Source organism: Streptomyces krungchingensis (assembly GCF_054729265.1).
The window spans coordinates 9,320,846-9,346,079 of record NZ_JBPUKY010000001.1 but is presented as its reverse complement, the minus strand read 5'-3'; the positions used below and the strand labels follow the sequence as shown (position 1 = coordinate 9,346,079).

The following is a 25,234-nucleotide window of genomic DNA, read 5'->3' as shown; positions in this document are numbered from 1 at the left end:
CCCCGCAAGGATTTTCCCGAGGATCCAGCGTGCTCATCGACGTCCACCAGCACTTCTGGCCGCCCGCCTTCGTCGAGCTGCTGCGGGCCCGCACCACGCCGCCGCGTCTCGACGGCTGGACCCTGCACCTGGCGGGAGAGCCGCCGTACGAGGTCGCCCCGGCCGATCACGACCTCGCGGCCCGCGCCGCTCTCGCCGCAGCCGACGGCCTCGATCTGGCGCTCGTCTCGCTCTCCAGCCCGCTGGGCATCGAGCTGCTGCCGGCGGCGGAGGCCACGCCACTGCTGGACGCCTTCCACGACGGCGCCCTCGCCCTCCCCGCACCCTTCGGCGTCTGGGCCTCGGCCTGTCTGTCCGAGCCGGACCCGGAAGCCGTCGAGCGCGCGCTGCGCCGCGGCTGCGTCGGCCTCCAGCTCCCCGCCACCGCACTGCTCGACGCGGCGGGCTGGCGGGAGTGCGCCCCGCTCCTGGACACCCTCGTCCGCCTGGACAAACCCCTGTTCGTCCACCCGGGCCAGGCTCCGCCCGGCGCCGAGGCCCCACCCTGGTGGCCCGCCCTGGTCCCGTACCTCCAGCAGCTGCACGCGTCCTGGTTCGCCTTCCGCGCCTTCGGCCGCGCGCGCCATCCGGGCCTGCGCGTCTGCTTCGCCGCACTGGCCGGTCTGGCGCCCCTGCACGGCGAACGGTTCGCGACGCGCGGGGGCGGGCGCGGCGAGGTCGACTTCGGCGTCTTCTACGAGACGTCCTCGTACGGGACGCGCGCCGTGGACGCCCTCGTCCGGGCCGTCGGCATCGACGTGATCGTCAACGGCAGCGACCGCCCCTACGCCGCGCCCGTCGTGCCCGACCTCGGCGCGGACGCCGCCCGGCACGCCCTGCGCACCACCAATCCCCTCCGTCTGCTGCACGGGAGCTCCTGAGCCCCGCGCGGGACGGACGACACCTCGAAGGAGGAACAGCATGACGTACGACTCCCTCCCGGACCGCACACTGGACAAGCGTGAGCTCCAGGAACTCGTCGACACCCTCGCGGCCCGCCCCGACCTCTGGCGCGAGCAGGTCGCCTTCTCCGACGAGGCACGGCACTACGCATCCCTGCACCGTGACGAGTACGTCGACGTGTGGCTGCTGTGCTGGACCCGGGCGAACGACACCGGCTGGCACGACCACGACATCTCGTCGGGCGCCGTCAACGTTGTGCAGGGCGCGCTGAGCGAGTCCAATCCGCGCATAGGCGGCAGTCATCTGTCCGTCACCGTCGGGGCCGGCGAGTCCTTCTGCTTCGGCCCCGAGCACATCCACCGGCTCACCGGGGCCACGGACGACGCGGTGTCCATCCACGCGTACTCGCCGCCGCTGTGGCGTCTGGGCCAGTACGACATCACCGAGGACGGCCTGATGCGCCGCATCTCCGTCTCGTACGCGGACGAACTGCGCCCCCTGGGCAACCCGGCCGCCTGACACCCGTCCGCGCCACGACGACCGGCGCGTCAGGGTGAAACACGCACGTTCGAACCGTGCCATTCGTCGAACACCGTGCGTGATTCATCAGACGCGCCGTCGGAATTCCCGCATATATCATGCCAAAAAGTGTGTTATTCACCCATGCACACACCTTCGCGCCGCACCGTGCTCGGTGCCTCGATCGCGGCCGCCACGTCGGGAGCCCTGGCCGCCTGTTCCGGGTCGGACTCACGCCCGCAGACCGTCGACCGTCCGAGGCCCGCGTCACCACCGAGGACCGTCGCCCGCCCGGGACCCACCTCACAGCCGGGAACCGGTGACGGCCATGGATCCGCCCAACGCGGCGGTGACGGTTTCGTCCCCGAGGGGCCACGCGGATACGTGAACCCGTCCGGTCCCGAGGTCATCGCCGCGGAGAAGCGGCGCGGGTCGGGTCCCGTCCGCACCTTCCGGCTGACCGCCACCGAGACCACCGTCGACCTGGGCGGACGATCGGTCAGAACATGGGCGTACGGAGACGATCTGCCGGGCAGAGAGGTGCGCATCAAGTCGGGCGACATCCTCGACCTCACCCTCGCCAACCACCTGCCGACCGAGACGACCCTGCACTCGCACGGCGTGCGCATGCGCTGCGACATGGACGGCGTGCCGGGGCTCACCCAGTACCCGATCCGGCCCGGCGCCGACTTCCGGTACCGCTTCGCCGTGGACCACCCGGGCACCTACTGGCTGCACTCCCACTCGGGCATGCAGCTCGACCGCGGCCTGTACGCCCCGCTCATCGTGGAGGACCCGCGAGAGCCCTTGTCCTACGACAAGGAATGGGTCGTCGTCCTGGACGACTGGCTCGACGGAGTGCAGGGCTCCACCCCGGACAAGGTGCTCAGGCAGTTGCACGGCAACGAGCGCCGGGCGCCGATGGACATGGGCACGGGCAACGGGGAGGAGCACTCGGGCCACGAAGGGGAGGGCGACCGGTCGAGCGGCCCCAACCGTGTCCTGCACGGCAGCCACAGCCGCATCCTGGAGAGCGAGGGCGGCAGCGTCGACTACCCGTTCTACCTGATCAACGGGCGTCTCCCCGGTGCCCCCTCGGTCTTCCGGGCCCGCCCCGGCGAGCGCATCCGCCTGCGGATCATCAACGCCGGGGCCGAGACCCCCTTCCGGGTGGCGCTCGGCGGCCACAAGATGACCATCACCCACACGGACGGCTACCCCGTCCAGCACACCACCACGGACGCCCTGCTGCTCGGCATGGCGGAACGGTACGACGTCCTGGTCACCGTCAAGGACGGGGTGTTCCCGCTGGTCGCGCTCGCGGAGGGCAAGAAGGCCAGGGCCCTGGCCGTGCTGCGCACCGGCCAGGGCAGGAAGTCCCTGCCGCAGGCCGACGTGCACCCGAAGGAACTCGACGGGCGGATCGTGCCCGCCCGCCGGCTCGTGCCCGACGACTCGGTCGCCCTCTGCCACCGCAAGCCGGACCGGGAGATGCGCGTCACGCTCACCGGCAACATGCGCCAGTTCAACTGGGGCTTCGACCACCACCCCTACTCGATCACGCAACGCCACCCCGTGCGTGAGGGCGAACGCGTCCGCATCACCATCATCAACGCGACGAACATGTGGCACCCGCTGCATCTGCACGGCCACACCTTCGCCGTCAGCGGCATCGACTCCGCCCGGGCCCGCAAGGACACCGCGATCGTGCACCCGCACCGCAAGCTCGTCGTGGACTTCAACGCCGACAACCCCGGCCTGTGGATGCTGCACTGCCACAACCAGTACCACTCCGAGAGCGGCATGATGACCATCCTCGGATACCGCACCTGACGACGGCGTCCCGGGCCGCCGAGGTGGCCCGGGACCGCCCCGCGCGACCCCGCCGGACGGAGCGGGGACGGCGGCCCGGCCCGGCCCCGCCCCCGGTGCCCGCGCAGACCCGCGCGGGCGCCCGGAGCGACGTGCCTCAGCCGTCGAGACCGTCGCGGATCAGCCGGCGGGCCACCGCGGTGCGCGCCGCGGCGAGTTCACTGGCGATCCTGCGGTCCCGGTCGTCGTCCGGCGCGACGGCCGCGTCCCGGGGCACGTCGGCGAGCAGGCGGGCGCGTCTGAGATGGGTCGGCGGGTGGGTCGCGTCGACACTGTGCCCGCGCAGGCTCCCGGCACGGCGCTGGCGTTCGTACTCGTGTTCCGGGATGGACGCCATGTGCGCGGTGAGCCGCTCCCACACCTCGTCGGCGCGGTGCTCGGCCTCGCGGGCGGAGCGCGGCCCCGACATGGCCAGGGCGTTGACCTCGCGTCGCAGCAGGATCTCGGCGGAGTCCACCACCAGCATCCGGTCCATGAGACCCACGGCGGCCTCGGAGGACCCGGCGTGGGCGGCCTCGCGGTCGGCGAGGTACTCGGCCCGCTGAGCGGCGCGCAGCGTCAGCTGGTCGAGGAGCATGAGCAGGCCCTGCACCAGCAGACCCGGCACGATGTAGACCACGTTGACGAGGATCTCGATCCCGGTCGGCTGCGGGACGGGGGCGAAGACGTAGCGCCAGGTGGTCAGCGACCGCAGGGCCGTGTGCACGACGGCGGCGTGGCGGACATCGCCGTTGCCGTAGTGGCCGAGTTCGTGGCCGAGCAGGGCGATCCGCTGTCGGGGGGTGAGGATCTCCCACAGGGGCAGTCCCAACGTCAGCAGCCGGCGCCCGCGCAGACCGTACGGCATGACGCTCGCGTTGATCTCCGTGTCGACCGCGATGGCGTGCACGCCCCGGGTCCCGGCCACCTGGGCGATCTCGTCGACGAGGGCGAAGAGGGCCGGTGCGTCGGCGCGGAGCAGTACGGGCTTGTTCTCGGGCAGCCGGGCGAAGCGGGGCCGGAGCGCCGTCGCCGCCAGGAGGAGGGGGATGCCGAGCAGCATTCCCGGCCCGCCCCAGTACCGTACGAGGAACCAGACACCGCCGAGCGCCGCCGCGAGGGTGACCCCGTGGACCGCGAGGGCGATGACGTGGGCGAGGATCGCGGCGGAGTCCCGCCGTGCGCGCAGCGTGCCCCCGCCCGTCACCTCCGCGAAGAGCTTCTCACCGTGTCGCCGGGCGAGAGCGCGTCGTGCCCGCTCCACCCTTCCCTCCTCGGCACGCGGTCCTTCCGGATCCACGTTCCAGTCGCAGGCGGCACACCAGACGGTGAACCGGCTGTCGCCGCGTATCCCGGCCCCGCACTCCGGGCACGGCTGTGTCGTCTCTCCTGCGGTGCTCCGCATGGAACGCCCCTCCCTCGCGCCCCCTCCCCAGAAGTCGCAGACATGACAAAGGGGAAGCTGATCATGCGGCCTTCTCCGGGTAAAGAGGATTTCCCCATGCGGTCCGCGAGGTGATCGAAACGCAACGTCCCAGGCCACCGCCGCGCTCAGACACGCGGACACGAAGCGAGCCACGGAAACGCTGCAGAAGGAAAAGGAACAATCTCCGACTTCCGGCACACCGGGTATTCCGGCCCTGAGACCATCCGCGCATGCGTCCCTTTCGTCCCTGGCATGCGGCCGTCATCCCCTGTGTCGCGATGGTGTCTCTCTCCGGCTGCGCCGGATCCTCGACCGGCCCGAAGGACGGGGCCTCCGCTGCGGGCCCCGCACACTCCGGCAGCGCTCTGCCGTCGGACACGGCGGGCGGCGGACGCGTGGTGGTCACCTTCACCGGGACGTCACCACTGAGCGCCGACGCGGTACGCCGGACCGCCGACCGCATGCGCAAGCGCGCCCGACACCTCGCCGGCGCCGAGGTCGAAGAGCGGGGCGACGCCGTCGTCGTCACCGGACGAGCAGCCGACAGGACACGTCTGGAAGCGCTGGGCGACACCGGTGAACTCCTCTTCCGCCCCGTCCTGGCCGTGGACGTCGCCGGCCCGCCTCAGCCGTCCGGCAGTCCGACACCCTCTCAGGGCCGGGCCCTCACCCGGGGGCTGGGGCTTCGCACCGATCCCTCGGCCGTCCCGAGCGCCGGAGCGGACGCGAGCGGCGCGGCCGACGCCGCGCTCCAGAAGCGGTTCACCGCACTCGACTGCTCCGGGAAGCAGGACCCGGTGGACCGGCAGGACCGCCCTCAGGACTCCGTCGTGGCCTGCGGTGACGAGGACGACGCCACCGGCCGGGATTCCAAGTACCTGCTCGGCCCCGCCGCGCTGGGCGGCTCCGACATCAAGTCGGCGAAGGCGGAGTTCGGCAAGAACGCGAGCGGATGGCTCGTACAGCTCGACTTCACCTCGGCCGGCAGCGCCAAGTTCGCCGACGTCACCGGCCGGCTCTCCGCCAACCAGTCACCGCAGAACCAGTTCGCGATCGTGCTCGACGGCACGGTGATGAGCGCCCCCTACGTCAACCAGAGCATCACGGGCGGCAAGGCCGAGATCGCCGGCAGCTTCGACCGACACTCGGCCGAGCAGCTCGCCGCCACGCTCGACACCGGCGCGCTGCCTGTCGACCTGAAGGTTTCCGAGGTGACCACCCTGCCCGCGGGCTGACACCCGAAGCGACCGGCCCCGGACCGATCCGCGAGCGCCGCGGGGCCCCGGGACACCCGTACTCGACGACGGCCGCGCAGCGCCTGACATGCCCTGATCTGGAGCAATCAAGGCGATGCGGCGGCCGGGCGCAGCAGGCTGGTCGCCCTGATCATTTCTCGCCGGGAGTCCGTGTGCACAGGCCGCAAGAGTGGAGCCTTCCCGGGTGTGGTGCACATGCGGGCCACGCCCGGACGGGCCCGACCGGTGCGGCGGTACCCCTTCTCGTCATGTCCGCCCCGTGCCGGAGCGGGCTGTGAGGTGGCCGGGACGCGCCGGGACCGCGGCGCCCGACGCGACACAGCCCGGCGGCATCGACCGGCTCCGGGTGCCCGCACCGCCGGCGTGGATGCGCTGGCTGCCCGCCCTCTACGTCGCGTTCGTCCTGATCCTCGAACCCCTCACGCCGGTGCAGTGGCCGGTGAGCTTCCTGATCATCGCCCTCCCGGTCATCGCCGCCTTCGCCCACGGCCCCACCGCCGTCGCCGCGATCACCTTGGCCGCGGTCGGACTGGAAGGGGTGCTGGCCGGCACTCCGTGCTGCGCGGGCCGCGAGGTGGGCTACCTGTGGGACCGCCACTACGTCGCCACCTACGTGTGCACCGCCGTCGTCGGCGTACTCGGCACGATCCTGGCCGCCCACCGGGAGCGACGGGAACGGACGCTCGCGACCGTGCGTTTCGTGGCCGAGATCGCGCAGCGGCTCCTGGTCAGGCCCGTCCCGCAGCGCATCGGACGCATTCTGGTCGACACCTTCTACCTGGCGGCCGCGGCCGAGGCACGGATCGGCGGCGACCTCTACGAGGCGGTCCCCACCCGGCACGGCCTCCGTCTCCTGATCGGCGACGTCCGCGGCAAGGGCCTGCTCGCCGTGGAGACGGCCGCCACGCTGCTCGGCGCCTTCCGCGAGGCCGCTCATGACGAAGCGGACCTCGCGGACCTCGCGCGCCGTGTCGAGACGAGCATGAGCCGCAGGGCCGCCGAGCTCCCCGGCAGCGACATGGCGGAGCGGTTCGTCACGGCGGTCTTCGCGGAGATCCCCGACGGCGACGCCGTGGTGCGCATCGTCAACTGCGGCCATCCGCCGCCCGTCCTCATCAGCGGCGACAAGGTCGTCGAACTGGAGACGAACGACCCGGCACCGCCCCTGAACCTGGGCATGCTGCTCGGGGACACCTACCACGTCGAGGAGCATCCGTTCGGTCCCGGGGACCAGTTGCTGCTCTACACCGACGGTGTCACCGAGGCCCGCGACCCGTCGGGAACCTTCTATCCCCTCGTCCATCGCATCCGCTCGTGGGGGCCGCTGCCGCCCCACCGACTCCTGGAGCGGCTGCACCGCGATCTGCTCATCTACAGCGACAACCACCTCCACGACGACACGGCCGCCCTCACCGCGTATCGCCTCCCGGACGATGCGGAGGCCGAGGACGGCACGCGCTCTCGGGAGTTTCGGGAGCGCTGACGGGGGCCGCCGGCCGTCCGGGCGATCGGGCTGCCGGGTTGCCCGGCCGCCGCCTCAGGAGGCAGCCGTGCTGTCGGGCCGCCGGGCTGTCAGGCCGCGAAGCCGATGTTCGTGACGTACTCGTACTGGCCCCACTGAGAGCCCAGGTCGACGACCACGTCACTGATCCAGGCCTCGTCGAGTGCGGCCTCGTCGCCCACGGCCCATGACTCGACGATGCGGTCCCAGCGCCGGACGTTGAGGGTGCGGTACTCGACCACGCGCTGCTGGGGGCGGGACACCTGGGACTGGTTGAGCGGGTGGAACTCGACGCGGGTGCCGCGGCCCTCGCGGTTCAGGCGGGCGAGCAGATAGCGGGCCACGTTGTGGCGGCGCACGGTCCGGTAGGCGGTCTCGATGCGTTCGAGGTTCCTCTTCGAGGGGCTGCGCCTGCCGTCCAGCCACGCCGTGAGCGTGCGGTCGGTGACCGTCAGACCGGCCGCGCGGGCCGCCTCGCGGGCGTGTGCGCTCCGGGTGAGGTAGTGCAGCCGTGCCGCCAGGCCGCGCCGGGCCGTGATCGGTGTGACGACGAAGCCCGCGAGCGCGTCGAGTTGACGGGCGACGGCCTCGTGGCCCTTGATGCCGCGAGCCCCGAACTTCCCGAACTCGATGTTCCTCTCCGGCACTTCTTCCCCTCACCACCCACCATGTAGGCCCTTGACGGATTTTCGGCAGAGCGCACGTCGGTGCGCGGACATGCTACAGGCCGGGGCCCAGCCGACCGTGAACGGCGCCGACCGGCCCCACCGGCGGCGTGACCTGCTCATTCTCCGACCATGTAGGTGTCCTTGACCTTGACCTCGGCGACTCCCCGGCCCTCCGGGAACACCGCGCGCCAGTCGCCGGTGACGTGCAGTTCGTCGGTGCCCATGGCACGGACGACCATCAGGCCCTCGTCGTACGCCTTGTACGCCTTCATCCAGAGATTGGCGAACGCCTGGGAGCGGATCAGGTGCATCCAGTCCGGCCGGTACAGCTCCCGGTTGTAGTTCGACTCCCCCATCGTCGAGACGAACTTGGAGTACATCGCCTTCACGTACTCCAGGGTCACCTCGTCGTCCTCGGCGATCGCCCGGTCGCGGGCGTCCTTCAGGGCGACGCGGAACTTCTCCAGCAGCCCTTCCGTCGCCCCCGAGGTGAACGACTCGTGGATCTCCGGCGGGTCGCACAGTGCGTACTTCGGTCCGGACAGCCGCAGCAGCAGCCGCAAGGTCGGCTCCGTGACCCACAGAGGGCCGGGCTCGTCGCGACTGCCGAGCGGGTTGGGCAGGACCGCCTCGTGGTCCCACGCGGGCGGCGTGATCAGATGCACGCCGGAGCGGCGGCGGTCGTGGTCCCCTCCCGTCGAGTGCTCCAACTGCCCGATCGGGAGATACGTCTTCAGCGCGGACAGATAGGCGCCGTTGATGTCGAGCGCGGTCACCTCGTGCGGGCCCGCGGGGAGTTCGGGGCGGGTCCACTTGGGACGGGCCTCCCAGATCCGGTCCGGGCCGCGTGCGGTCTGCTTGCGCAGGACGTCCGGGATCCAGGGGTGGGCGACGACGTCGTACCGCCCGCCCTTGCGTGTCTCGTCGAGCAGCGCCATGGCGTCCGGGATGGCCCGCTTCACGAGTGCCGCCGTGGCCGCCTCCGTGTCGCCCCGGTGCGTCGTGAGCGCCTCGGCGACGGCCGCGCCGATCGGATCGGGCGTGTCGGAGGCCGCCCGCACACGGCGGCCGACAGGGACGACCGCCACCGGCTCGCCCCGGCTGCCGGAAGCCGCGGCCCTCGGGGAACGGGCCGGCGGCTCCGTCGGCTCCGTCGGCTCCGCGGGCGCGGTTGCGGCCGTCCGCGCCTCCGCGGGCCCGGCCGATCGCGCCGGTGCAGGCCCGGCCGATCGCGCCGGTGCAGGCCCGGCCGATCGCGCCGACGCGGTGTTCGTCGGGTCCGCCGGTGCGTCCGGGGCGCACTCCGCGGGATCCAGGTGCTGCGGGAAACCCGCGACCTGATGGCGCGCGGGGCTGCCGCACAGGATGCAGGGCCTCGGCGTCGAGAGGACCTCGACCTCGTCCGCCGGGCCGTCGCCCGGCGCGTCCACGCCGTCACTGTCACCGGCGTCGGTACCCGTCCCGTCGGACGCCGCCGTGCCGGCCGCGGACGCGAGGGCCCGGGCCGCCTCCTCCTCGGCCCGGGCCCGAAGCCTGGCCCGCGCGCCTTCGAGGAAGTACGCGTACTTCTCGCGTACTTCGCCGCTCGGGTCCCGCCCCGACTCCCAGCCGCCGACCGTGGAGGGGCTGACGCCGAGGGCCTGCGCCACCTGGGTGCGCGAGAGGTTCAGCTCTTCGCGCAGGGGCCGCCGTGCCTCGGCGGGCGGCAGCGGAACCTCCTGCCTGGCGTTGGCCAGCAGCGCGTCGATCGCATCGAAGTCCGTCATCGTGCCACCTCTTTCGACCCGGCCGGAGCGGCGGCGGGGGCGCGGCGGCCGCTCGTACGGCGGCGGCCGACGGGCAGGCACTCGAAGGCCCGCGTCGGACCGGCCAGCAGGTCCAGTACGTCGATGCCGAAGTGCGCGGCCACCGCCTCGCAGTCCGCCAGGCTCCATGCGGCCGTGCCGGACTGACGACGGCTCACCTGGGCCTGGCTCACGCCCAGGGCCGTGGCGAGGTCGGTCTGCGACTCGCCGGTCGCGTGCAGGAGCGCGGCCACCGCCGATCGCGCGCGGTCCTCCAGACTCATCCCCATTCCGCCGAAGCTACCACCTGCAACCCATGAGATATGCGTAAGGCGCATGGAAGCTGGGTCGCGTGGCATCGGAGCGTGATCGCCGGGGCACATCGCGAGCGTCGCCGTACCGCGCCCCGTCCCGGTGCATCACGCCGGGACGGGGCGGTCCAGCTCACGCAGCCAGCATGGGCTGATGGATGTCCTCCACTGTATGAGGCGGCACTGACAACGCAGGTCCGCCGGCCTCCGGCGGCTCGCCTACGCTGGCCCGAGCGACGGCGACGTGCGGCCGTCGGGTCGCACGAGGTGAAGGGACCGCAGGTGGCAGCAGACCCGCAGGGACTGGGCGACGCGCAGCGACGGCACTGGCAGCGGACGTACAGCGATCATCCCGGCATGTACGGCGAGGCCCCGTCCGCACCCGCCGTCCACGCCGCCGCAGCGTTCCGGGCCTCGGGTGCCCGGGACGTGCTCGAACTGGGCGCGGGGCACGGCCGTGACACCTTGTACTTCGCCCGCGAAGGCTTCACCGTCCGCGCCACCGACTTCTCCGCCACCGGCCTGGAGCAGCTGCGCGCCGCCGCCCGGGGGCAGGGGGTGGAGGAACGCGTGACGACCATGCTGCACGACGTCCGAGAGCCGCTCCCCCTCCCCGATGCGTGTGTCGACGCCGTCTTCGCGCACATGCTGCTGTGCATGGCTCTGTCCACGAAGGAGATCCACGCCGTCGTCGACGAGGTACGCCGAGTGCTGCGGCCCGGCGGAGTCCTGGTCTACACGGTCCGCCACACCGGCGACGCACACTTCGGCGCCGGCACGGCCCACGGCGACGACGTCTTCGAACACGGCGGATTCGCCGTGCACTTCTTCGACTGGGCCCTCGTCGACGCCCTGGCCGACGGCTGGACCCTCGACGAGGTGCACGCCTTCGAGGAGGGCGACCTGCCGCGCCGTCTGTGGCGGGTCACCCAGACCGTCCGGACCGACGGAGCCTGACCCTCACGCGGCGTCACGCCGGGGTTACTCCGTACGAGTGGCGCATCACAGGACGTGGTCGTAGCGTCGACAAAGAGACGATCGCCGGCGAACGAGGGCGGCAGCGCTGCCCGGAGTCCGCCCCGCACGGTGGCCCGCACAGAGGTCGACGGGGCCGGCGACCGCGGGACCGGACACCGGCCAGGGGGCCGAGGACGAACGGCCGGGAGTGTACGGATGCGCAGACACACAGCAAGGACAGCGGCCACGCTCTGCGCCGCCGCGTCATTGGTGGCGGCTCTGGCGACGGCCTCCGCCGCCACACCTGAGCCGTCTCCGTCGGCGAGCACCACGGGCCGGCCGCCGACCCGGCCCGTCATCGTCGACTGCTTCTGGCAGGCCCAGGTGCGCCCCGCCGACTTCATGCTCGCCTGCGGTGACGGCAACAGCCGTCTCACCTCGCTCCGCTGGACCCAATGGGACGCGAACTCGGCGACGGCCTTGGGCGTCAACATGGTGAACGACTGCAAGCCGTACTGCGCGGCCGGCAAGTTCCATGCCTACGAGGTGATCGTGCGCCTGGAGAACCCGCAGTCGTGGAAGAAGCAGCCGGAGATGCAGCACTACACGAAGATGAGCCTGCACTACCCCGAGAGCCGGCCGGACGGCTACACGCAGGTGATGACGTACCCCCTGTGGAACTGACCCACGTGCCCCCGTGGGGCCGACCCCGCCAGGGCTGCGGTGGCGCCACCGGATTCCGTGCCGTCGCGGCACGGCCGGGCCGCCGTCCGGGCGACCGTGACGGGCAAGGCGACCGTGACGGGCAAAAAGGCGACTGTGACGGGCAAAAGGGGTGCCGGCCGTCGAGCGGGGTGTCAGCTGACGCCAGGGGTGTCAGCTGACGCCAGGGGTGTCCCCGGGCGGCCCGGCGTCACACCCGCCGACGCCCCGCACTTGTGCTTCCCCGTCCTTGTCCGCCGAGCCGTGCCACCCGCGCCGTGGCGTCCTCGGCACGCCGCCGGGCGTCGCGCAGGGCACGGTCGGCCGCGCGCGCCTCGTCCCGGGCCGTCCGTTCGGCGGCGCGGGCCTGGCGTTCCTCGTCTTTACGGCTCTTCAGCTCCGCCGTCAGTTCGGCGACGCGATGCCCGAGCCCGTCGGCGTGCGCTCCCGCCTCGTCCGCCGTGCGCGCCGCCGTGGCCGCTTCGCCCTCCAGGGCGCGCAGTTCCCGCTCGGCCGCCTCGGCCTCCTTCCGCGCCTCGGCGAGAAGGCGACGCGCCTCGGCACCGTCGCTGTCGTCCCCGGCCCGGTGGCGGGGCGCGGCAACAGGTCGGGCCGGGGGACGGGGTACGGCCGCGTCGTCGACGGCGGGGAAGCCGACGACCTGGCCGAAGGGTCTGACGAGCCGGCCCGTCCGCCACTCCTCGGCGGCCCGCGGATCGGCGAGGACGGCGTGCAGGATGTCCTCGACCTCGCGCCGGACGTCCTCGCCGACCGCGTGGCCCGCCCGCCCGGCCAACTGCTGCGCCTGCCGCGCCAGCTCGCCGACCAGGACCCGCTGCCGGCGGCTCGACTCGCGCAGCCGGGCACCGTCGAGTGCACGGTGCGCCTCCCGCAGCGTCTCGCCCAGCCGGAGCAGCGGCTCGATCTCGTCGGGGTGCTCGCGTACCAGGAGGTTGCTGGCCCAGGCCGACAGGCCGGGGCGGCGCAGTGCGCGGACCGCGTCCGCGAGGGCACGGTCTCCGGCCTTGCGCGCCTCGGCCGCGCGGGCATCGCGGGCGGCCACGAAATCCTCCGGCCGCAGCCCGTACAGCTCGTCGGCGATCGCGTCCAGCTCCACCGGCATCCCTCTCCACGCGCGGACGCCCCTGTTCGAGCGTGCCATGTCCCGGTCGTCGGGGCGCGTGTGCGTCGCAGCGCGTGTGCGTCGCAGCGCGTGTGCGTCGCAGCGCGTGTGCGTCGCAGCGCGTGTGCGTCGCAGCGCGTGTGCGTCGCAGCGAGCGTGAGGCGTGGCGCGTGGAGTCAGGGCGCGTGCGAGTCATGGCGCGTGGAGCGCCGGTCCCGGCCTGCCGCGCGGTCGGGTCGTCGCCCGCCGGGCCGTGCCCGCGTGATCGGCACGGCCCGCGCACCGTGGGGAGCACCGGTCCGGGCACGTGGTGCCGGTGTCACCCGGCGGTGGCGACGGGCCGTCGTACGCCGGTGCCCCGCCTGCCGCGTACCCGTCGTACGAGATCGTCGGCTGCCGGGCGCCACTCCGGATGGCCGAAGGTGAAGCCCGCGTCCACGAGGCGGCCCGGGACGACGCGCCGGCTCTTGAGCAGCAGTTCGGTGTCCGAGCGGAGCGCGAAGGCACCGATCTCGGCCATCCATCCGGTCGCGGGCAGGCCCACCGGGACACCCCAGGCGGTGCGCAGCGCGTGCATGAACAGGCGATGCGGCAGCGGGGCCGGGGCCGCGAGGTTCACCGGTCCGGCGATGTCCTCCCGGTCGGCCAGGAACTCGACCGCGCGCACGAAGTCGCGGTCGTGGATCCAGGACACGTACTGCGCGCCGCCTGCGACCGGTCCGCCCAGGCCGAGCCGTGCCAGCCGCAGCAGCACGTCGAAGACGCCGCCCGGATCGGGGCTCATCACCATGGCCGAGCGCAGGGCCACCTTGCGGGTGCCGGGGGTGTCGGCCCGTTCCTGCTCCCGCTCCCAGGACTTGGCGATGTCGACGCTGTAGGCCCAGTAACCGGGGACGCCGGGTTCCGCTCCGCCGATCACGCCGTGCCGCTCGTCGTTGGGTGCGTCGTGGCGGTGGGCGTAGATGGTGGCGGTGCTCATCTGCATCCAGACGCGGGGAGGTGCGGCGGCCGCGGCGATCGCCTCTCCCACGACACGGGCGGAGTCCACGCGCGAGTCCATCATGGCGCGCAGGTTGGGTGCGGTGTAGCGGCAGCTCACGCTGCGCCCGGCCAGGTTGACGACGAGGTCGCTGCCGTCGATCACCTCGGCCCAGGGGCCCAGGGTCCGTCCGTCCCACGGGACTTCGCCCCGGCGCGTCGGCCGTCGCGTCAGGACGACCACCTCGTGTCCCGCGGCGCTCAGCGCGCGCCGCAGGACCGTACCCAGCTGCCCGGTCCCACCGGGTATGACGACCTTCACGGGCCTCCCCCTCCCTGTACGGTGCGAGCCTACGCCCAAGACTTGAACGTGTTCAAATCTATCGTCGGGGGGCGCGCCGCGGGCCGACGAGGTCAGGCGTTGGGCAGCGGGATGCGCAGGGAGACCGCGCCGCGCAGGTCGAGCCAGGCCTCCTCGGGGCCACGGACCAGTCGGAGGACGACCTGTTCGCAGTGCGAGCAGCGGGCCACCAGGCCCGGGGCGGGCCCGTAGACCCGCAGCTCGGCGAGCGGGCCGGTGCTGCCGCAGCCGGCGCAGCGGCCGGTCGCGGCGGTCAGGTCCACGGTGAAGATCTCCGAGAGGGGCCCGGCCAGGACGTTTCCGTCCTGGTAGGCGTCGGAGCCGGGAAATGCGTCCATGTCAGCCTCCACTCGGGCCGAAGCGCTCGGTACGGATGCGCCCCGGGTCGTGGCCCAGGTCGACCAGCAGATCCGCGGCGTGCTCCACGAAGCCGGTGGGTCCGCAGACGTAGACGGCGGGTTCGAACTCGGCGGGCCAGCCCGCCGCGGCCAGGTCCTGGATGCCCAGCCGCCCGGGCGGGCGCCGCAGGCCGTCCGGCGCGCTGCGGGTGTAGACGTACGCGATGTCCAGTCCGGGATCGCCCCGGCGCAGCTCCTGCGCGTAGATCAGGTCCTCGGGAGTGCGCAGCGAGTAGACGAGCCGGAAGGGGACCCGGCTGCCCACGGCACGGCGGGCGCGGATCATCGCCATCAGCGGGACGATGCCGGAGCCGCCCGCCACCAGCAGGACGGGCTCCGTCCGGTCGGCGCGCCACACGAACCAGCCCCCGACGGGCCCGCGCAGTTCCACGGCGTCGCCGACGGCCCAGTCGTCGGCCAGATACGGCGAGACCTCTCCGTTCCGCACGCGTTGGACGGTGAGTTCGATGCGGCCGGTGTCCGACGCCGAGGCGAGCGAGTAGCTGCGCTGCGTGCTGTAGCCGTCCTCGGCGGTCAGCCGTACGTCCACGTGCTGACCCGGCAGATGGCCGGGCCAGCCGGGCACGTCCAGGACGAGGGTGCTCGCGGCGGGCGTCTCCGGCCGCCGTTCGACGAGTGTGCCCACGCGCCAGCGCAGACGGTCGCCTAGTCTCCCTGATACCGCTGTTCGCGCCATGGGTCTCCGTAGTCGTGGTAGCCGGCGCTCTCCCAGAAGCCCGGTTCGTCGTCGAGCAGCAGCTGGATGCCGCGCACCCATTTGGCGGACTTCCACAGGTACAGGTGCGGGACCAGCAGGCGGGCCGGGCCGCCGTGCTCCGGGTGCAGGTCGTCGCCGTCGTAGCCGTAGGCGATCCAGGCCTTCCCGTCGAGAAGGTCTTCCAGGGGCAGGTTGGTGGTGTAGCCGCCGTAGGAGTGGACCAGGGCATAGTCGGCGGCCGTCTCCACGTCCTCCAGCAGCAGGTCCAGTGACACGCCCTGCCAGGTGGTGTCGAACTTGGACCACTTGGTGACGCAGTGCAGGTCGACGGTCGGCCGCTCGGCCGGGAGCCCCATCAGGTCGGCCCAGCTCCACCGGTGCCGTTCACCGGCCTCCGTGGTGACCGTGAACTCCCACGCATCCCGCTCGATCCGGGGGGTCGGCCCCGCCGAGAGCACTGGGAAGTCGTACGTCTCGTACTGGCCCGGTGGCAGCCGCCCGGCCTGAGGTCTCGATCGTCCGTGAAAGCCGCGGGAGACGATGGCCACGTGCTTCCCCTTCCGTTCCGGGGCGGTACTCTGCCCCAATTGTCCACCCGCACCGTGCCGGGCTGCTTCCTGAGCACGCCACCGCGGTCCCCTCCGCGGAAGGGTGCGGTTGCCGCCCGCGTCGACAGTAGAAAGATCCGCACCGGCGCGGGATCCGTCAGGTGACTGGACGCGGGCGGTCACGGAGCGAGGGTCGTGGGGTCTGCTACCGGGCGAGGGGTCGGCCGGTGCTCCTGTGGCGTGTGAGGACCGCGGCGCCGATCTGTTCCACCGACACGCATTCCAGCTCCGCGGGCGGCCCGTCGGCGGGGAAGAGGCGTTGTCCGGTGCCGAGGACCACGGGGAAGGTCAACAGCCGGTATTCGTCGACGAGTCGGTGGGACATCAGCCGGCGCACGACGCCGAGACTGCCGGTGACGACGACGTCACGCCGTTCGCTCCGCACGGCGTCCGCCAGGTCGCCGTCGAGGACCCGCGAGTTCTGCCACGCGGAGACGTCGGTGAGCGTGCGGGTCGCGACCAGCTTCGGTACGGCGTTCATCCGGGCGGAGAACGGGTCGTCCCGGCCGGGCCACAGCCGGGAGAACAGTTCCCAGGTCCGGCGCCCGAGCATCAGGACCCCGTCGTCCAGCGCGCTGCCGAGACGGAACTTGTCCCCGGCGACGGATTGCGGGCCATATCGGAACGCCCAGCCGCCCGACGGCGTGCCCGCGGATCCGTCCGGGTCGGACACGACTCCGTCCAGGGTGATGAACTCGATGACGATGACGCTCATGATGCGAAGCCCTTCGATTCGGTGTCACCAGTACGTACCGGCGACACCGGCCCGATTCATCGCCGCGGACGCGATCAGCCGACGGGGAGGTGCGAGGGCAGGCCGAAGGAGTCCAGGACGCCCGGGTCGGCGAACACGACGTTGTGCGTGACGCGGCCCCCGGCGACGGTGAGGACCTGCATCGTGTGCAGCAGGTGTCCGCCGCCGGGGCGCGGGGCGTAGGCGGCGAGGGCGGGCTGCCCGTTGGCGGTCAACTGCCGCACGGTCCAGCTCTGGCCCCTCATCCGGAACACGCGCTCCATGAACCGGCCGTAGTCGCCGCTTCCCCGGAACCACAGCGGCACCGGCGGCATCTCCAGCACCGCGTCCTCGGCGAGCAGCCGTACGAGCGCGGGAACGTCGGCCGCCTCGAAGGCCTCCACGTATCGCTGGACCACCGCCCGCACCTCGGGGTCGGCCGGTTCGCCGACGGCGGCCGCGTCGTCGACGTCGCGGAGGGCGGCGCGGGCGCGTTGGAGCGCGCTGTTGACCGCGGCGGCCGTGGTGTCCAGTTGCCCGGCGACCTCGGCTGCCGTGAACTCCAGGACGTCACGGAGGACGAGGACGGCGCGCTGGCGCGGTGGCAGCAGTTGGGTCGCCGCGATCCAGGCCAGCCGCAGATCTGCCCGCGACTCGGTGTCGAACCGTCCGTCGGGGAACGGCTGGAGCCAGCGGATGTCGGTCGCGGGCGTGAGCGGCGCCTCCGGGTCGCCGTCCGGCGCGCCCAGCCCCGAGGGCAGCGGCCGCCGTCCGCGGCCCTCCAGGGAGGTCAGACAGACATTGGTCGCGATCCGGTACAGCCAGGTCCGCATCGAGGCGCGGCCGGGGTCGTACCGGTCCCGGGCCTTCCAGGCGCGCAGCAGTGTCTCCTGCACCATGTCCTCGGCCTCGTGGAACGAGCCCAGCATCCGGTAGCAGAACGCCACCAACTCACCCCGGTACGGTTCGAATTCCACGACGCTCATCATGCCCTGGGCCGGGCGCCGGAGGGCCGGCGACGGGCCGCCGGGGCGGCGACGGTGGCCGGGGGTGCCGCGTCCGTCGCCGCAACGCACACACCCCACCGTCCGGTCGGACGATGGGGTGTGTTCCGGAGCGCCGGGCAGGCCTTGCACCTGCATCTCCCCGCAGGAAGCGGGACGTCTTTCCTTGGACCACCAACGCATAGCCTGGCACCGACAGTTGCGGTGACCTGCTGTGGAACAATCATACCTCAAGCCGGAGGTGGCCCGAAGCGGCCTCCCGTCCGGTCGCGGCACTCGGGAGGTCAGCTCGGCGAGGGGCCGTTCTCCGGCTCCGCCGGATTCGCCGCGCTGACGAGCGGAACTCCCGTCGCCGGTCTCAGCCGGACACCTGTCCGCTGTCCCGGAAACCGCCCCAGCCGTGCCAGCGGTCGATCTCGATCCAGGCGCTGACGCGCTTGCGCCCCCGCTGCACGTACGGGTGTCCCACGTAGTGCTGCGACAACTGGTCGATGGCCGCCAGCCCTTCGTCGTCGCGCATCTCCACCACGCGTCCGATCAAGGTGACGTGCGTGTACCAGCTGTCGGCGTCGAGGATCGTCAGGGTGACGCGGGGGTCGTTGCGCAGGTGCTCCAGCCTCTTGCGGCCCTCGTCCATGTTGACGAGCACCCGGCCGTCGTCCCAGAGGTACCAGGTGGCGGCGGACACCGGCTGCCCGTCGGACCGTACCGTGGCGATGACGGCCGGATTGGGCTTCTTCAGCATCTCTACGGCACCCTCGGGCAAGGGGGGCTTCGACATGAGTCACCTCTTCGTCGTCGTGTTCCGGTCCCCGTGGTGGCGGATCGCCCCCCTGTGATCCACGGGGCGACGACCCCACGCTGCCACACTCCTGGCCCAACAGCCCCCTCCGCCACGGCTGTTGGGCATCCGGGCACACGCATTCCGTCACCTGCGCGCGCCGGGGCCGTGCAGTCGCCCGGTCCGCCGCCGGCTCAGTACCTCTTCGCACCCGCCACGATCGCCTCCCGAATGCGGTGGTAGGTGCCGCAGCGGCAGATGTTGCGGATCTCGTCCAGGTCCGCCTCCGAGATGTCGCGGCCCTCCTCCCTGGCCTGGCGGACCTTGGCGACGGCGGTCATGATCTGGCCGGGCTGGCAGTAGCCGCACTGCGCGACGTCGTACTCCAGCCAGGCCTCCTGCATCGGATGCAGGTCCTTGCCGACCGTGGCGGGCAGGCCTTCGATGGTGGTGATCTCGTCGTCCCGGCCGATGTCCTTCACCGGCACCGAACAGGGGTTGAACGCCTTGCCGTTGATGTGACTCGTACAGGCCTGGCACACGCCGAGACCGCATCCGTACTTGGGCCCGGTGACGCCCAGGACGTCGCGGAGCACCCACAGCAGGCGTACGTCGTCCTCGATGTCGACGGTCACGGGCTTGCCGTTGAGGATGAAGGTGCGTTCGGGCACGGGGGCTCCTAGAAGGCGCGGCTCAGGCCGTCGGTGGGGGACGCGGGGATCGGCGGTGTGGTGGGCAGCGGCTCGAATCCGAGCGGCCCCGCGTGGTTGACCGGGAAGACGGTCGGCATGGTGCCGGTCGCGCGGCCGTAGGCACAGGCCACCGCCGCCATCGCACCGGCGACGGCGAGTTCACCGGCGCCGCCGGGTTCACCGGTGGTCGGGGGCATCACGACGATCTCCAGCTGCGGAGGCGTGTTCCACTGACGGGTGTAGAAGTAGTTGTCCCAACTCCCCTCCTGGAAATGACCGTTCTCCAGGTGCAGTCCGGAGGTGAGGGTGATGGCGATGCCGTCCATGATGCCGCCCATCATCTGGGCCTCCAGGCCGCGGGGGTTGACGGCGAGACCCACGTCGACGGCGCACACGACCTTGGTGACGCGTGGTCCGGTGAAGGCGTCGGGGATCTGCCGGCCGGTCGTCTCCGGCCGGCAGTCGATCTCGGCGAGGACCGCGACGTAGGAGTGGTACTCGGGGTGGAGCGCGATGCCCTGCGCGGTGCCTGCGGGCATGCTCCGGCCCCAGCGCCCCACCTCGGCGACCTTGTCGAGGACCGCCCGCCCCCGCTCGTCCTTCAGGAGCCCCCGGCGGAACCGGTAGGGATCCTTGTCCATGCGTCTGGCCAGCTCGTCCACGACCAGTTCCTGCGCGCACCGCACATTGGGCGAGTAGATGTTGCGCATGGAGCCGGTGTTGAAACGCTTGTCGGTCTCGCTCAGCAACTGGGTCACGAGACCGAAGTGGTACGGGGTCTGCTGGGTCAGCGTGAAGATCGTCTCGGAGAAGGTGAGGTCGCCGACGGGCAGCCGGGCGGCCTCGGCGGTGATGATCTCGCCGACGCCGTGTCCGAAGTCGGTGGCCACGGAGGTGTGCCGCTGGTCGTAGGCGAGCACTTCTCCGAGCGCATACGTGGCGCGCACCCGGGACGTGGACATCGGGTGGGTGCGGCCCTGACGGAAGTCGTCGGTGCGGTGCCACATCAGCCTGACCGGCTTGCCCATCGCCCGGGAGATCTCGGCGGCCTCGGCGGCGGCGTCGTGGAAGAGTTTCCGCCCGAAGGACCCGCCGCCCTCGGTGACATGCACCTTGACCGCGGACACGGGCAGACCGAGCTTCAGCGCGATCTCCTCCTGGGCCACGATCGGGGACTTCAGGCTCGCCCAGATCTCCGCCGAGTCCGCGCGGACGTCGGCGACGGCGCAGTTGGGCTCCAGGGCGCTGTTGCTGGCGAAGTGGAAGGTGAAACGCGCGTCGACGGCCTTCGTGAGCAAGTTGAGCGCGGGCAGAGGCAGTTCGGCCCGGCGCAGCTCGTCGCGGACGCTGTCGTCGGAGGCGCCGTCGGCGGTACCCGGGCCCCAGTTCGCCCTGAGCGCGCGGACCGCGTCGATGCACTGGCCGAAGGTACGGCCGCGGACGGCGACACCGGTGGAGATCGTTACGACGTCGGTGATGCCGGGCATGGACCTGACCTCGTCGAGGTTGTCCACCGACCGGACCGTGCCGTTGATCGTCGGCGGCCGGCACACCATGGCCGGCAGGGCGCCGGGGACGTGCAGGTCCATGGCGAACTTCTTGCGTCCGGTGACCGCCTCCAGGGCGTCGATGCGCCGCTGCGCGGTCCCGACGACCTTGAACTCGGCGGGCTTCTTGAGCGCGACGGACACCTGACCGGTGCTCACCGAAGCTGCCTTCGCGGCCAGTTCGCCGTAGTCGAGACTCCTGCCCGTCACGGAGGAGACGACCGCCCCCGCCTTGGTGGTCAGAATGCCGACGGCCTCACCGAGTTCGAGTGCGGCGGCCTTCAGGAGCCGCTCGCGGGCGACGGCCGCGGCCACCCGGATCGGGGTGAACGTGGAGACGGTGGTGTTCGACCCGCCGGTGAGCTGGTTGAACAGCAGCTCGGGGCGCGCGTCGGCGAGCGTCACCCGGATCCGGTCCAGCGGCACGTCCAGTTCCTCGGCGATGAGCATCGCGCTGGACGTGGTGATGCCCTGCCCGACCTCGGCCCGGGGCAGGGCGAAGGACACCGTTCCGTCGGCCTCGACCCGTATCGTGATCAGGTTCGCCGTGGGCAGCGCCGCATGGGTGAGCATGTCGTTGAGGTCGTAGATCTCGGCCGGACCCGGCACCGAGGGGACCACCGCCGCGGCCTCGTCGGGGGCGAGGACCGACTCCCCGAGCTGGGCGGCGACGGTCAGCGTCGACGCGGCCACCACATAGCCCAGGAACCTTCGACGGCCGATCCCGTCCGCCACGGGCCCCGCCGCCTCCGCTGCCGCCCGCGCACGGTGGTGAGCTCCCATCAACAGTCCTCCCGACGAAGTCGCACACGCCGTTTCACGACGGCTCCCGACTGTGCACGGCCGGGGGGCGATGCGGAAGATCCCTCGCGTGTTTCCGCACGCAAGGACCATGAGGTGCCGCATACGTGAAGCTCCTGGAAGCACCCGGCATCCGAGGCCTCTCGGCCCCGGGTGCCGGGCTCCTCTCATCGCCAGGTCATGTTGATCTCGCCTCCGAAGTCGGCGTATCCGCCGCGCCGGAAGGCGTTCGCCATGGGGATGTTCCCGAGGTCCGTGGAGGCCCGGACGCGGGGGACGTCCTGCCCGGCGAGGATGCGGGTGCCCTCGGCGAGGATGTCGTCGATGTGGCCGCGCCCGCGGTGTTCGGGCAGGACGCCGAGGTAGGCGATGATCGGGTTGTACCCGTTGTGGGCCGGGACCACGAATCCCACGGGATCGCCCCCGGGCAGGGTCGCGACACGCCACCAGTCCCGCGGGCTGGCGTACTTGGCCAGTTCCCCTTCGTAGTGCGACACGGCGGCCTCGCGCGGGGACATCCGGGTCAGGTCGTCGCGGCTGTGCGCGTCGAGGGTGCCCTCCAGCACCGAGGTCATCAGGGCGAGCAGTTCCTCGCCGTCCCGGACCGGCCGGAACACGAGTCGTCCGCTCGGCTCGGGGACCGGGGTGCCCGGCCGCCACTCCAGGCGGAGCCGCTCGACGAAGAGCCGGGCACCGGCGCGTTCCAGGATGGTCATGCGGTCCTCGACGACGCGCCGGGCGTCGCCGTCGTCGCGCCAGCCGGGCGGGACGTAGCGCGCGTACTCGGGCGGGCGGGAGCCCTCGGGCAGGGTGGCGGCCGTCGCGGTGCGCAACAGCCGGACGCCGATGTCCACCCGGTCGGTGTCCGGGAGGCCGTCGTCGACGTCGACGAGGTCGAGAAGGAGCGGCGTGTCGCTCCCCGGGCGGCTCCACCAGGCGGCCCTGGCCAGCAACCGGTCGCCGCGCAGCGCGACCCACATCCACGCGGGCCGGCGGCGGCCGTGGGTCAGGTCGTCCGCCAGTTCGTCGTTGAGGGTGTAGGGAAGTCGGTTGAAGAGGTCGATCTCCTCGCGTCCGGTGATCGGGCGCATGGTCGGTTCGTTCGGTTCCACGGTCTCGGCACACTCCGGTGAAAGTGCCTGTCCCGTCCTGGGGTCAGCTGCGTCGCACGCCCCGGGAGACGACAAGCGCGACGGTCATGGGATTCATCGGCCTATCCCTCCTCTCGTCGTCACGGTCCTCGTCCCTGGTGGCCGGGATCCGGAGATCACTTGTAGCCGACGCCGGTCGTGTCCGCAACGGAGTATCGGCGGCCCGGTGAGCGGCCTCCGGTGCGCGCCGGCCGCTGTTCTCCGTGCCGCCGCGCCGCCCGGTCGCCCCGACACCCTGTCGTCCCTGCCGCCCCGGCACCGTGACGAGCGCCTACGCTGCCCTGTGGAGATCACTGTGGAAGGAGGCCGCGGACCGTGCTGAAGGACAGCGAACTGCCGTACCTGCGCCGTTGTGTGGAACTGGCGGCCGAGGCGCTGGAGGCCGGTGACGAGCCCTTCGGATCCGTCCTCGTGGGCGCGGACGGCACCGTCCTCGCCGAGGACCGCAACCGGGTGGCGGGCGGTGACCACACCCGCCACCCGGAGTTCGAACTGGCGCGTTGGTCCGCCGCGCACCTGACGCCCGAGGCGCGCGCCGCGGCGACCGTGTACACCTCCGGCGAACACTGCCCGATGTGTGCGGCCGCCCATGCGTGGGTGGGTCTCGGACGCATCGTGTACGTCGCCTCCTCCGAGCAACTTGCCACATGGCTCGCGGAGTTGGGGGTGCCCGCCGCTCCGGTGCGCCCTCTCCCGGTCAACGAGGTGGCCCCCGGGGTGATCGTCGAGGGCCCGGTGCCCGAGCTGACGGAGCAGGTGCACGCACTGCACCGTCGCCTGCACGCGGGCTGACTCCCGCCGGCCCGGGCCCGCTCCCCGCCGGCGGGCGCGTATTCGGTCGCGGTCGTCGATCCGGAGGACGGCGGGCTCGACGGACGGACACAATGCGGCCTTGGACGACCGTCCGCGGTTCACCTCGAGCGGCGGCGTCCCCGACACGCGGACCGCGACCGGTGCCGCGTTCCCCTCGTACGGGAGGTGCAGGACGGTGGACTCCGCGGCGGTCGACGCCGAAGCGGTCAATGCCGAGGCCTGGCAGGCCTATGGCACGCATCACCTGGGCCGGGCCACGGTCCTCGCGGAGGTGGACCGCATCGACTGGGGGATCGGCACGGACGCGGCTCCCGGGTCCGAGGTGCTCGGTGAACTCGCGGGCCGGCGTGTGCTCGATCTCGGGTGTGGTCCCGCCCGGCACGCGGCGCACCTCGTGCGTGCGCACGGAGCGCTCGTCGACGCGGTCGACGCCTCGGCCTCCCAGATCGACCGGGCCCGCGCCCGGTACGGCGAACTGCCGGGCCTGCGGCTGGTTCTCGGCGACGCCGTCGAGCACCTGCGCACGGCCGAGCCGTACGACGTGATCTACTCCATCCACGCCGTCCCGTACATCGATCCTCGTCGGCTGCTGCCCGCCCTGGCGGGGGCGCTCAAACCCGGCGGGAGGCTGTGCTTCACGGTGCTGCACACCAACTCCGCCGGAACGGGGCCCTCCACGGCGGTCGCCGCCCGTGCGGAGACCCTGCGGCCGGCGGGCGGCGCGGACCTCACCGTCCGGATGTGGGTCCTGACCCCACAGACCTGGGAGGACCTGCTCGTCGCGCACGGACTGCAGGTGGAGCGGGTCGACGTGTTCGACGTGCCCGGTGCCGACAACCACGCCTCCTCTCTGCTGTTCCAGGTACGCAGGCCCGCCCGCCGCACGTCCCGGCCCCGCACCGACAAGCCCCCGGTCGCGCACGCGGCGCTCGGTGTGGGCGCGATCCTGCACGGACCCGACGGCCTTCTGCTGGGCCGCCACCGGCACGGGACCTGGGAGCTGCCCGGCGGAACCGTGGAGCCCGGGGAATCCCTCGAGGAGACCGTCGTACGCGAACTCGCCGAGGAGACCGGACTGCGCGCGCCCCGCCGACGTGCGCCTGCTGGGCACACTCCTCGACCACGCCGGCGGAGTCCCGCGCGTCACCGTCGGCGCCGTGGTCTCGCACTGGCGCGGCGAACCGGCCGACCAGCCGGGGGAACGCGTCGGCGACTGGCGCTGGTGGGCCCTGGACGCGCTGCCGGACGGACTGTTCGTGTGCTCCGCCCAGATCCTCACGGCCTGGCGGCCCGGCCTGCCCGTCGACCACACACCGGCAAACTACACGGCGTACGCCGGCCCGGGCGGGCCCGTGGTCTGACGACGGAGCGGCCTGCCGGGGACGACGCCGGCCGCTTCGTCCGCGCACCGCAGGGGGCGGGGCCGGCCCGGTCGACCGGGTGCCTCGGTGCGTGCACCGCACCGTCACTCGTACGGTCGCACACCCGGTACGGGAAACGCCCGCCGTCGTCCCTCGCCGCGTGTGCGAATCATGTGTCGACCCCTCGCACAACTGTTGCCCTGCCGGTCGCGCTGTGACGTAATCGGAGAACCCGCAGGACGGATCTC

The 25,234-nt window shown here is 72.3% G+C and carries 24 protein-coding genes; 9 read left to right on the top strand and 15 right to left on the bottom strand.

All coding sequences use genetic code 11. The features are described from left to right. The first annotated feature begins 29 nt into the window (after positions 1-29). The 3 genes from ACSYGO_RS40510 to ACSYGO_RS40500 all read left to right on the top strand — a co-directional run bounded on the left by ACSYGO_RS40510 (position 30) and on the right by ACSYGO_RS40500 (position 3,294). Positions 30-920: an amidohydrolase family protein gene (locus tag ACSYGO_RS40510; RefSeq protein ID WP_432173201.1), complete on the top strand. Its 891-nt coding sequence runs from the start codon at positions 30-32 to the stop codon at positions 918-920. A gap of 40 nt (positions 921-960) precedes the next feature. After that, the gene (locus tag ACSYGO_RS40505; protein WP_426676460.1) at positions 961-1,461 is read left to right on the top strand and encodes a cysteine dioxygenase; all 501 of its coding nucleotides are present in this window, start codon (positions 961-963) and stop codon (positions 1,459-1,461) included. A gap of 144 nt (positions 1,462-1,605) precedes the next feature. Further along, entirely contained in the window at positions 1,606-3,294 is a 1,689-nt protein-coding gene (locus ACSYGO_RS40500) for a multicopper oxidase family protein (RefSeq protein ID WP_426676461.1), read from the top strand. A gap of 136 nt (positions 3,295-3,430) precedes the next feature. On the opposite strand, the gene ACSYGO_RS40495 is transcribed toward ACSYGO_RS40500, so the two are convergent. Beyond that, positions 3,431-4,717 carry a M48 family metallopeptidase gene (locus ACSYGO_RS40495; RefSeq protein ID WP_460389633.1) on the bottom strand — a complete coding sequence of 429 codons (1,287 nt, stop codon included), beginning with the start codon at positions 4,715-4,717 and terminating at the stop codon, positions 3,431-3,433. A gap of 251 nt (positions 4,718-4,968) precedes the next feature. Here ACSYGO_RS40495 and ACSYGO_RS40490 point away from each other — a divergent pair, with 251 nt between their 5' ends. Then, positions 4,969-5,973 (top strand): SecDF P1 head subdomain-containing protein, encoded by a 1,005-nt coding sequence (locus ACSYGO_RS40490; RefSeq protein WP_460389632.1) that lies wholly within the window; start codon positions 4,969-4,971, stop codon positions 5,971-5,973. A gap of 295 nt (positions 5,974-6,268) precedes the next feature. Beyond that, the gene (locus ACSYGO_RS40485) at positions 6,269-7,477 is read left to right on the top strand and encodes a PP2C family protein-serine/threonine phosphatase (RefSeq protein ID WP_432173204.1); all 1,209 of its coding nucleotides are present in this window, start codon (positions 6,269-6,271) and stop codon (positions 7,475-7,477) included. Positions 7,478-7,566: 89 nt separating this feature from the next. Here the strand turns inward: ACSYGO_RS40485 and ACSYGO_RS40480 are convergent, their stop codons facing one another. From ACSYGO_RS40480 to ACSYGO_RS40470, 3 genes are all read right to left on the bottom strand, one after another. Further along, the gene (locus tag ACSYGO_RS40480) at positions 7,567-8,142 is read right to left on the bottom strand and encodes a transcriptional regulator (protein WP_426676464.1); all 576 of its coding nucleotides are present in this window, start codon (positions 8,140-8,142) and stop codon (positions 7,567-7,569) included. Between the two features lie 137 nt (positions 8,143-8,279). After that, complete coding sequence (locus tag ACSYGO_RS40475; protein ID WP_460389631.1) at positions 8,280-9,929, bottom strand: helix-turn-helix domain-containing protein; 1,650 nt, start codon at positions 9,927-9,929, stop codon at positions 8,280-8,282. After that, complete coding sequence (locus tag ACSYGO_RS40470) at positions 9,926-10,237, bottom strand: helix-turn-helix domain-containing protein (protein WP_426676466.1); 312 nt, start codon at positions 10,235-10,237, stop codon at positions 9,926-9,928. The genes ACSYGO_RS40475 and ACSYGO_RS40470 overlap by 4 nt, the downstream gene beginning before the upstream one ends. Before the next feature lie 303 nt (positions 10,238-10,540). Between ACSYGO_RS40470 and ACSYGO_RS40465 the strand changes: the two genes are divergently transcribed. Beyond that, a complete protein-coding gene (locus tag ACSYGO_RS40465; RefSeq protein ID WP_460389630.1) occupies positions 10,541-11,215 on the top strand; it encodes a class I SAM-dependent methyltransferase in 675 nt (224 codons plus the stop codon). 216 nt (positions 11,216-11,431) lie between these two features. Continuing rightward, positions 11,432-11,899, top strand: coding sequence for a hypothetical protein (locus tag ACSYGO_RS40460; protein ID WP_426676468.1), 468 nt, complete (start codon positions 11,432-11,434; stop codon positions 11,897-11,899). A gap of 229 nt (positions 11,900-12,128) precedes the next feature. Here the strand turns inward: ACSYGO_RS40460 and ACSYGO_RS40455 are convergent, their stop codons facing one another. The 11 genes from ACSYGO_RS40455 to ACSYGO_RS40405 form a co-directional block, all read right to left on the bottom strand. Then, entirely contained in the window at positions 12,129-13,040 is a 912-nt protein-coding gene (locus ACSYGO_RS40455) for a hypothetical protein (protein ID WP_460389629.1), read from the bottom strand. Between the two features lie 319 nt (positions 13,041-13,359). Beyond that, positions 13,360-14,340 (bottom strand): DUF1731 domain-containing protein, encoded by a 981-nt coding sequence (locus tag ACSYGO_RS40450; RefSeq protein ID WP_432187383.1) that lies wholly within the window; start codon positions 14,338-14,340, stop codon positions 13,360-13,362. A 92-nt stretch (positions 14,341-14,432) separates the two neighbouring features. Then, entirely contained in the window at positions 14,433-14,717 is a 285-nt protein-coding gene (locus tag ACSYGO_RS40445; protein ID WP_432173210.1) for a DUF6510 family protein, read from the bottom strand. A gap of 1 nt (position 14,718) precedes the next feature. Next, on the bottom strand, positions 14,719-15,474 hold the full coding sequence (locus ACSYGO_RS40440) for a ferredoxin reductase (RefSeq protein ID WP_460389628.1): 756 nt from the start codon (positions 15,472-15,474) through the stop codon (positions 14,719-14,721). After that, complete coding sequence (locus tag ACSYGO_RS40435) at positions 15,444-16,043, bottom strand: sulfite oxidase-like oxidoreductase (protein ID WP_432173211.1); 600 nt, start codon at positions 16,041-16,043, stop codon at positions 15,444-15,446. Before ACSYGO_RS40435 ends, ACSYGO_RS40440 begins: the two co-directional genes overlap by 31 nt. 205 nt (positions 16,044-16,248) lie before the next feature. Beyond that, positions 16,249-16,818, bottom strand: coding sequence for a dihydrofolate reductase family protein (locus ACSYGO_RS40430; protein ID WP_460389627.1), 570 nt, complete (start codon positions 16,816-16,818; stop codon positions 16,249-16,251). Between the two features lie 74 nt (positions 16,819-16,892). Further along, positions 16,893-17,822, bottom strand: coding sequence for a sigma-70 family RNA polymerase sigma factor (locus ACSYGO_RS40425; protein ID WP_460389626.1), 930 nt, complete (start codon positions 17,820-17,822; stop codon positions 16,893-16,895). A 376-nt stretch (positions 17,823-18,198) separates the two neighbouring features. Continuing rightward, positions 18,199-18,621, bottom strand: coding sequence for a PPOX class F420-dependent oxidoreductase (locus ACSYGO_RS40420; RefSeq protein WP_028799686.1), 423 nt, complete (start codon positions 18,619-18,621; stop codon positions 18,199-18,201). Between the two features lie 194 nt (positions 18,622-18,815). Next, positions 18,816-19,292, bottom strand: a complete 477-nt coding sequence (locus tag ACSYGO_RS40415) for a (2Fe-2S)-binding protein (protein ID WP_345658863.1) — start codon at positions 19,290-19,292, stop codon at positions 18,816-18,818. Positions 19,293-19,300: 8 nt separating this feature from the next. Continuing rightward, positions 19,301-21,643 (bottom strand): molybdopterin cofactor-binding domain-containing protein, encoded by a 2,343-nt coding sequence (locus ACSYGO_RS40410; protein WP_460389625.1) that lies wholly within the window; start codon positions 21,641-21,643, stop codon positions 19,301-19,303. A gap of 185 nt (positions 21,644-21,828) precedes the next feature. Further along, on the bottom strand, positions 21,829-22,752 hold the full coding sequence (locus tag ACSYGO_RS40405) for a GNAT family protein (RefSeq protein ID WP_435221601.1): 924 nt from the start codon (positions 22,750-22,752) through the stop codon (positions 21,829-21,831). Positions 22,753-23,127: 375 nt separating this feature from the next. On the opposite strand from ACSYGO_RS40405, the gene ACSYGO_RS40400 reads away from it, so the two are divergent. Further along, positions 23,128-23,604, top strand: a complete 477-nt coding sequence (locus ACSYGO_RS40400) for a nucleoside deaminase (RefSeq protein ID WP_460389624.1) — start codon at positions 23,128-23,130, stop codon at positions 23,602-23,604. Positions 23,605-23,704: 100 nt separating this feature from the next. Continuing rightward, entirely contained in the window at positions 23,705-25,204 is a 1,500-nt protein-coding gene (locus ACSYGO_RS40395; RefSeq protein ID WP_460389623.1) for a bifunctional class I SAM-dependent methyltransferase/NUDIX hydrolase, read from the top strand. The last annotated feature ends 30 nt before the right edge of the window (positions 25,205-25,234 follow it).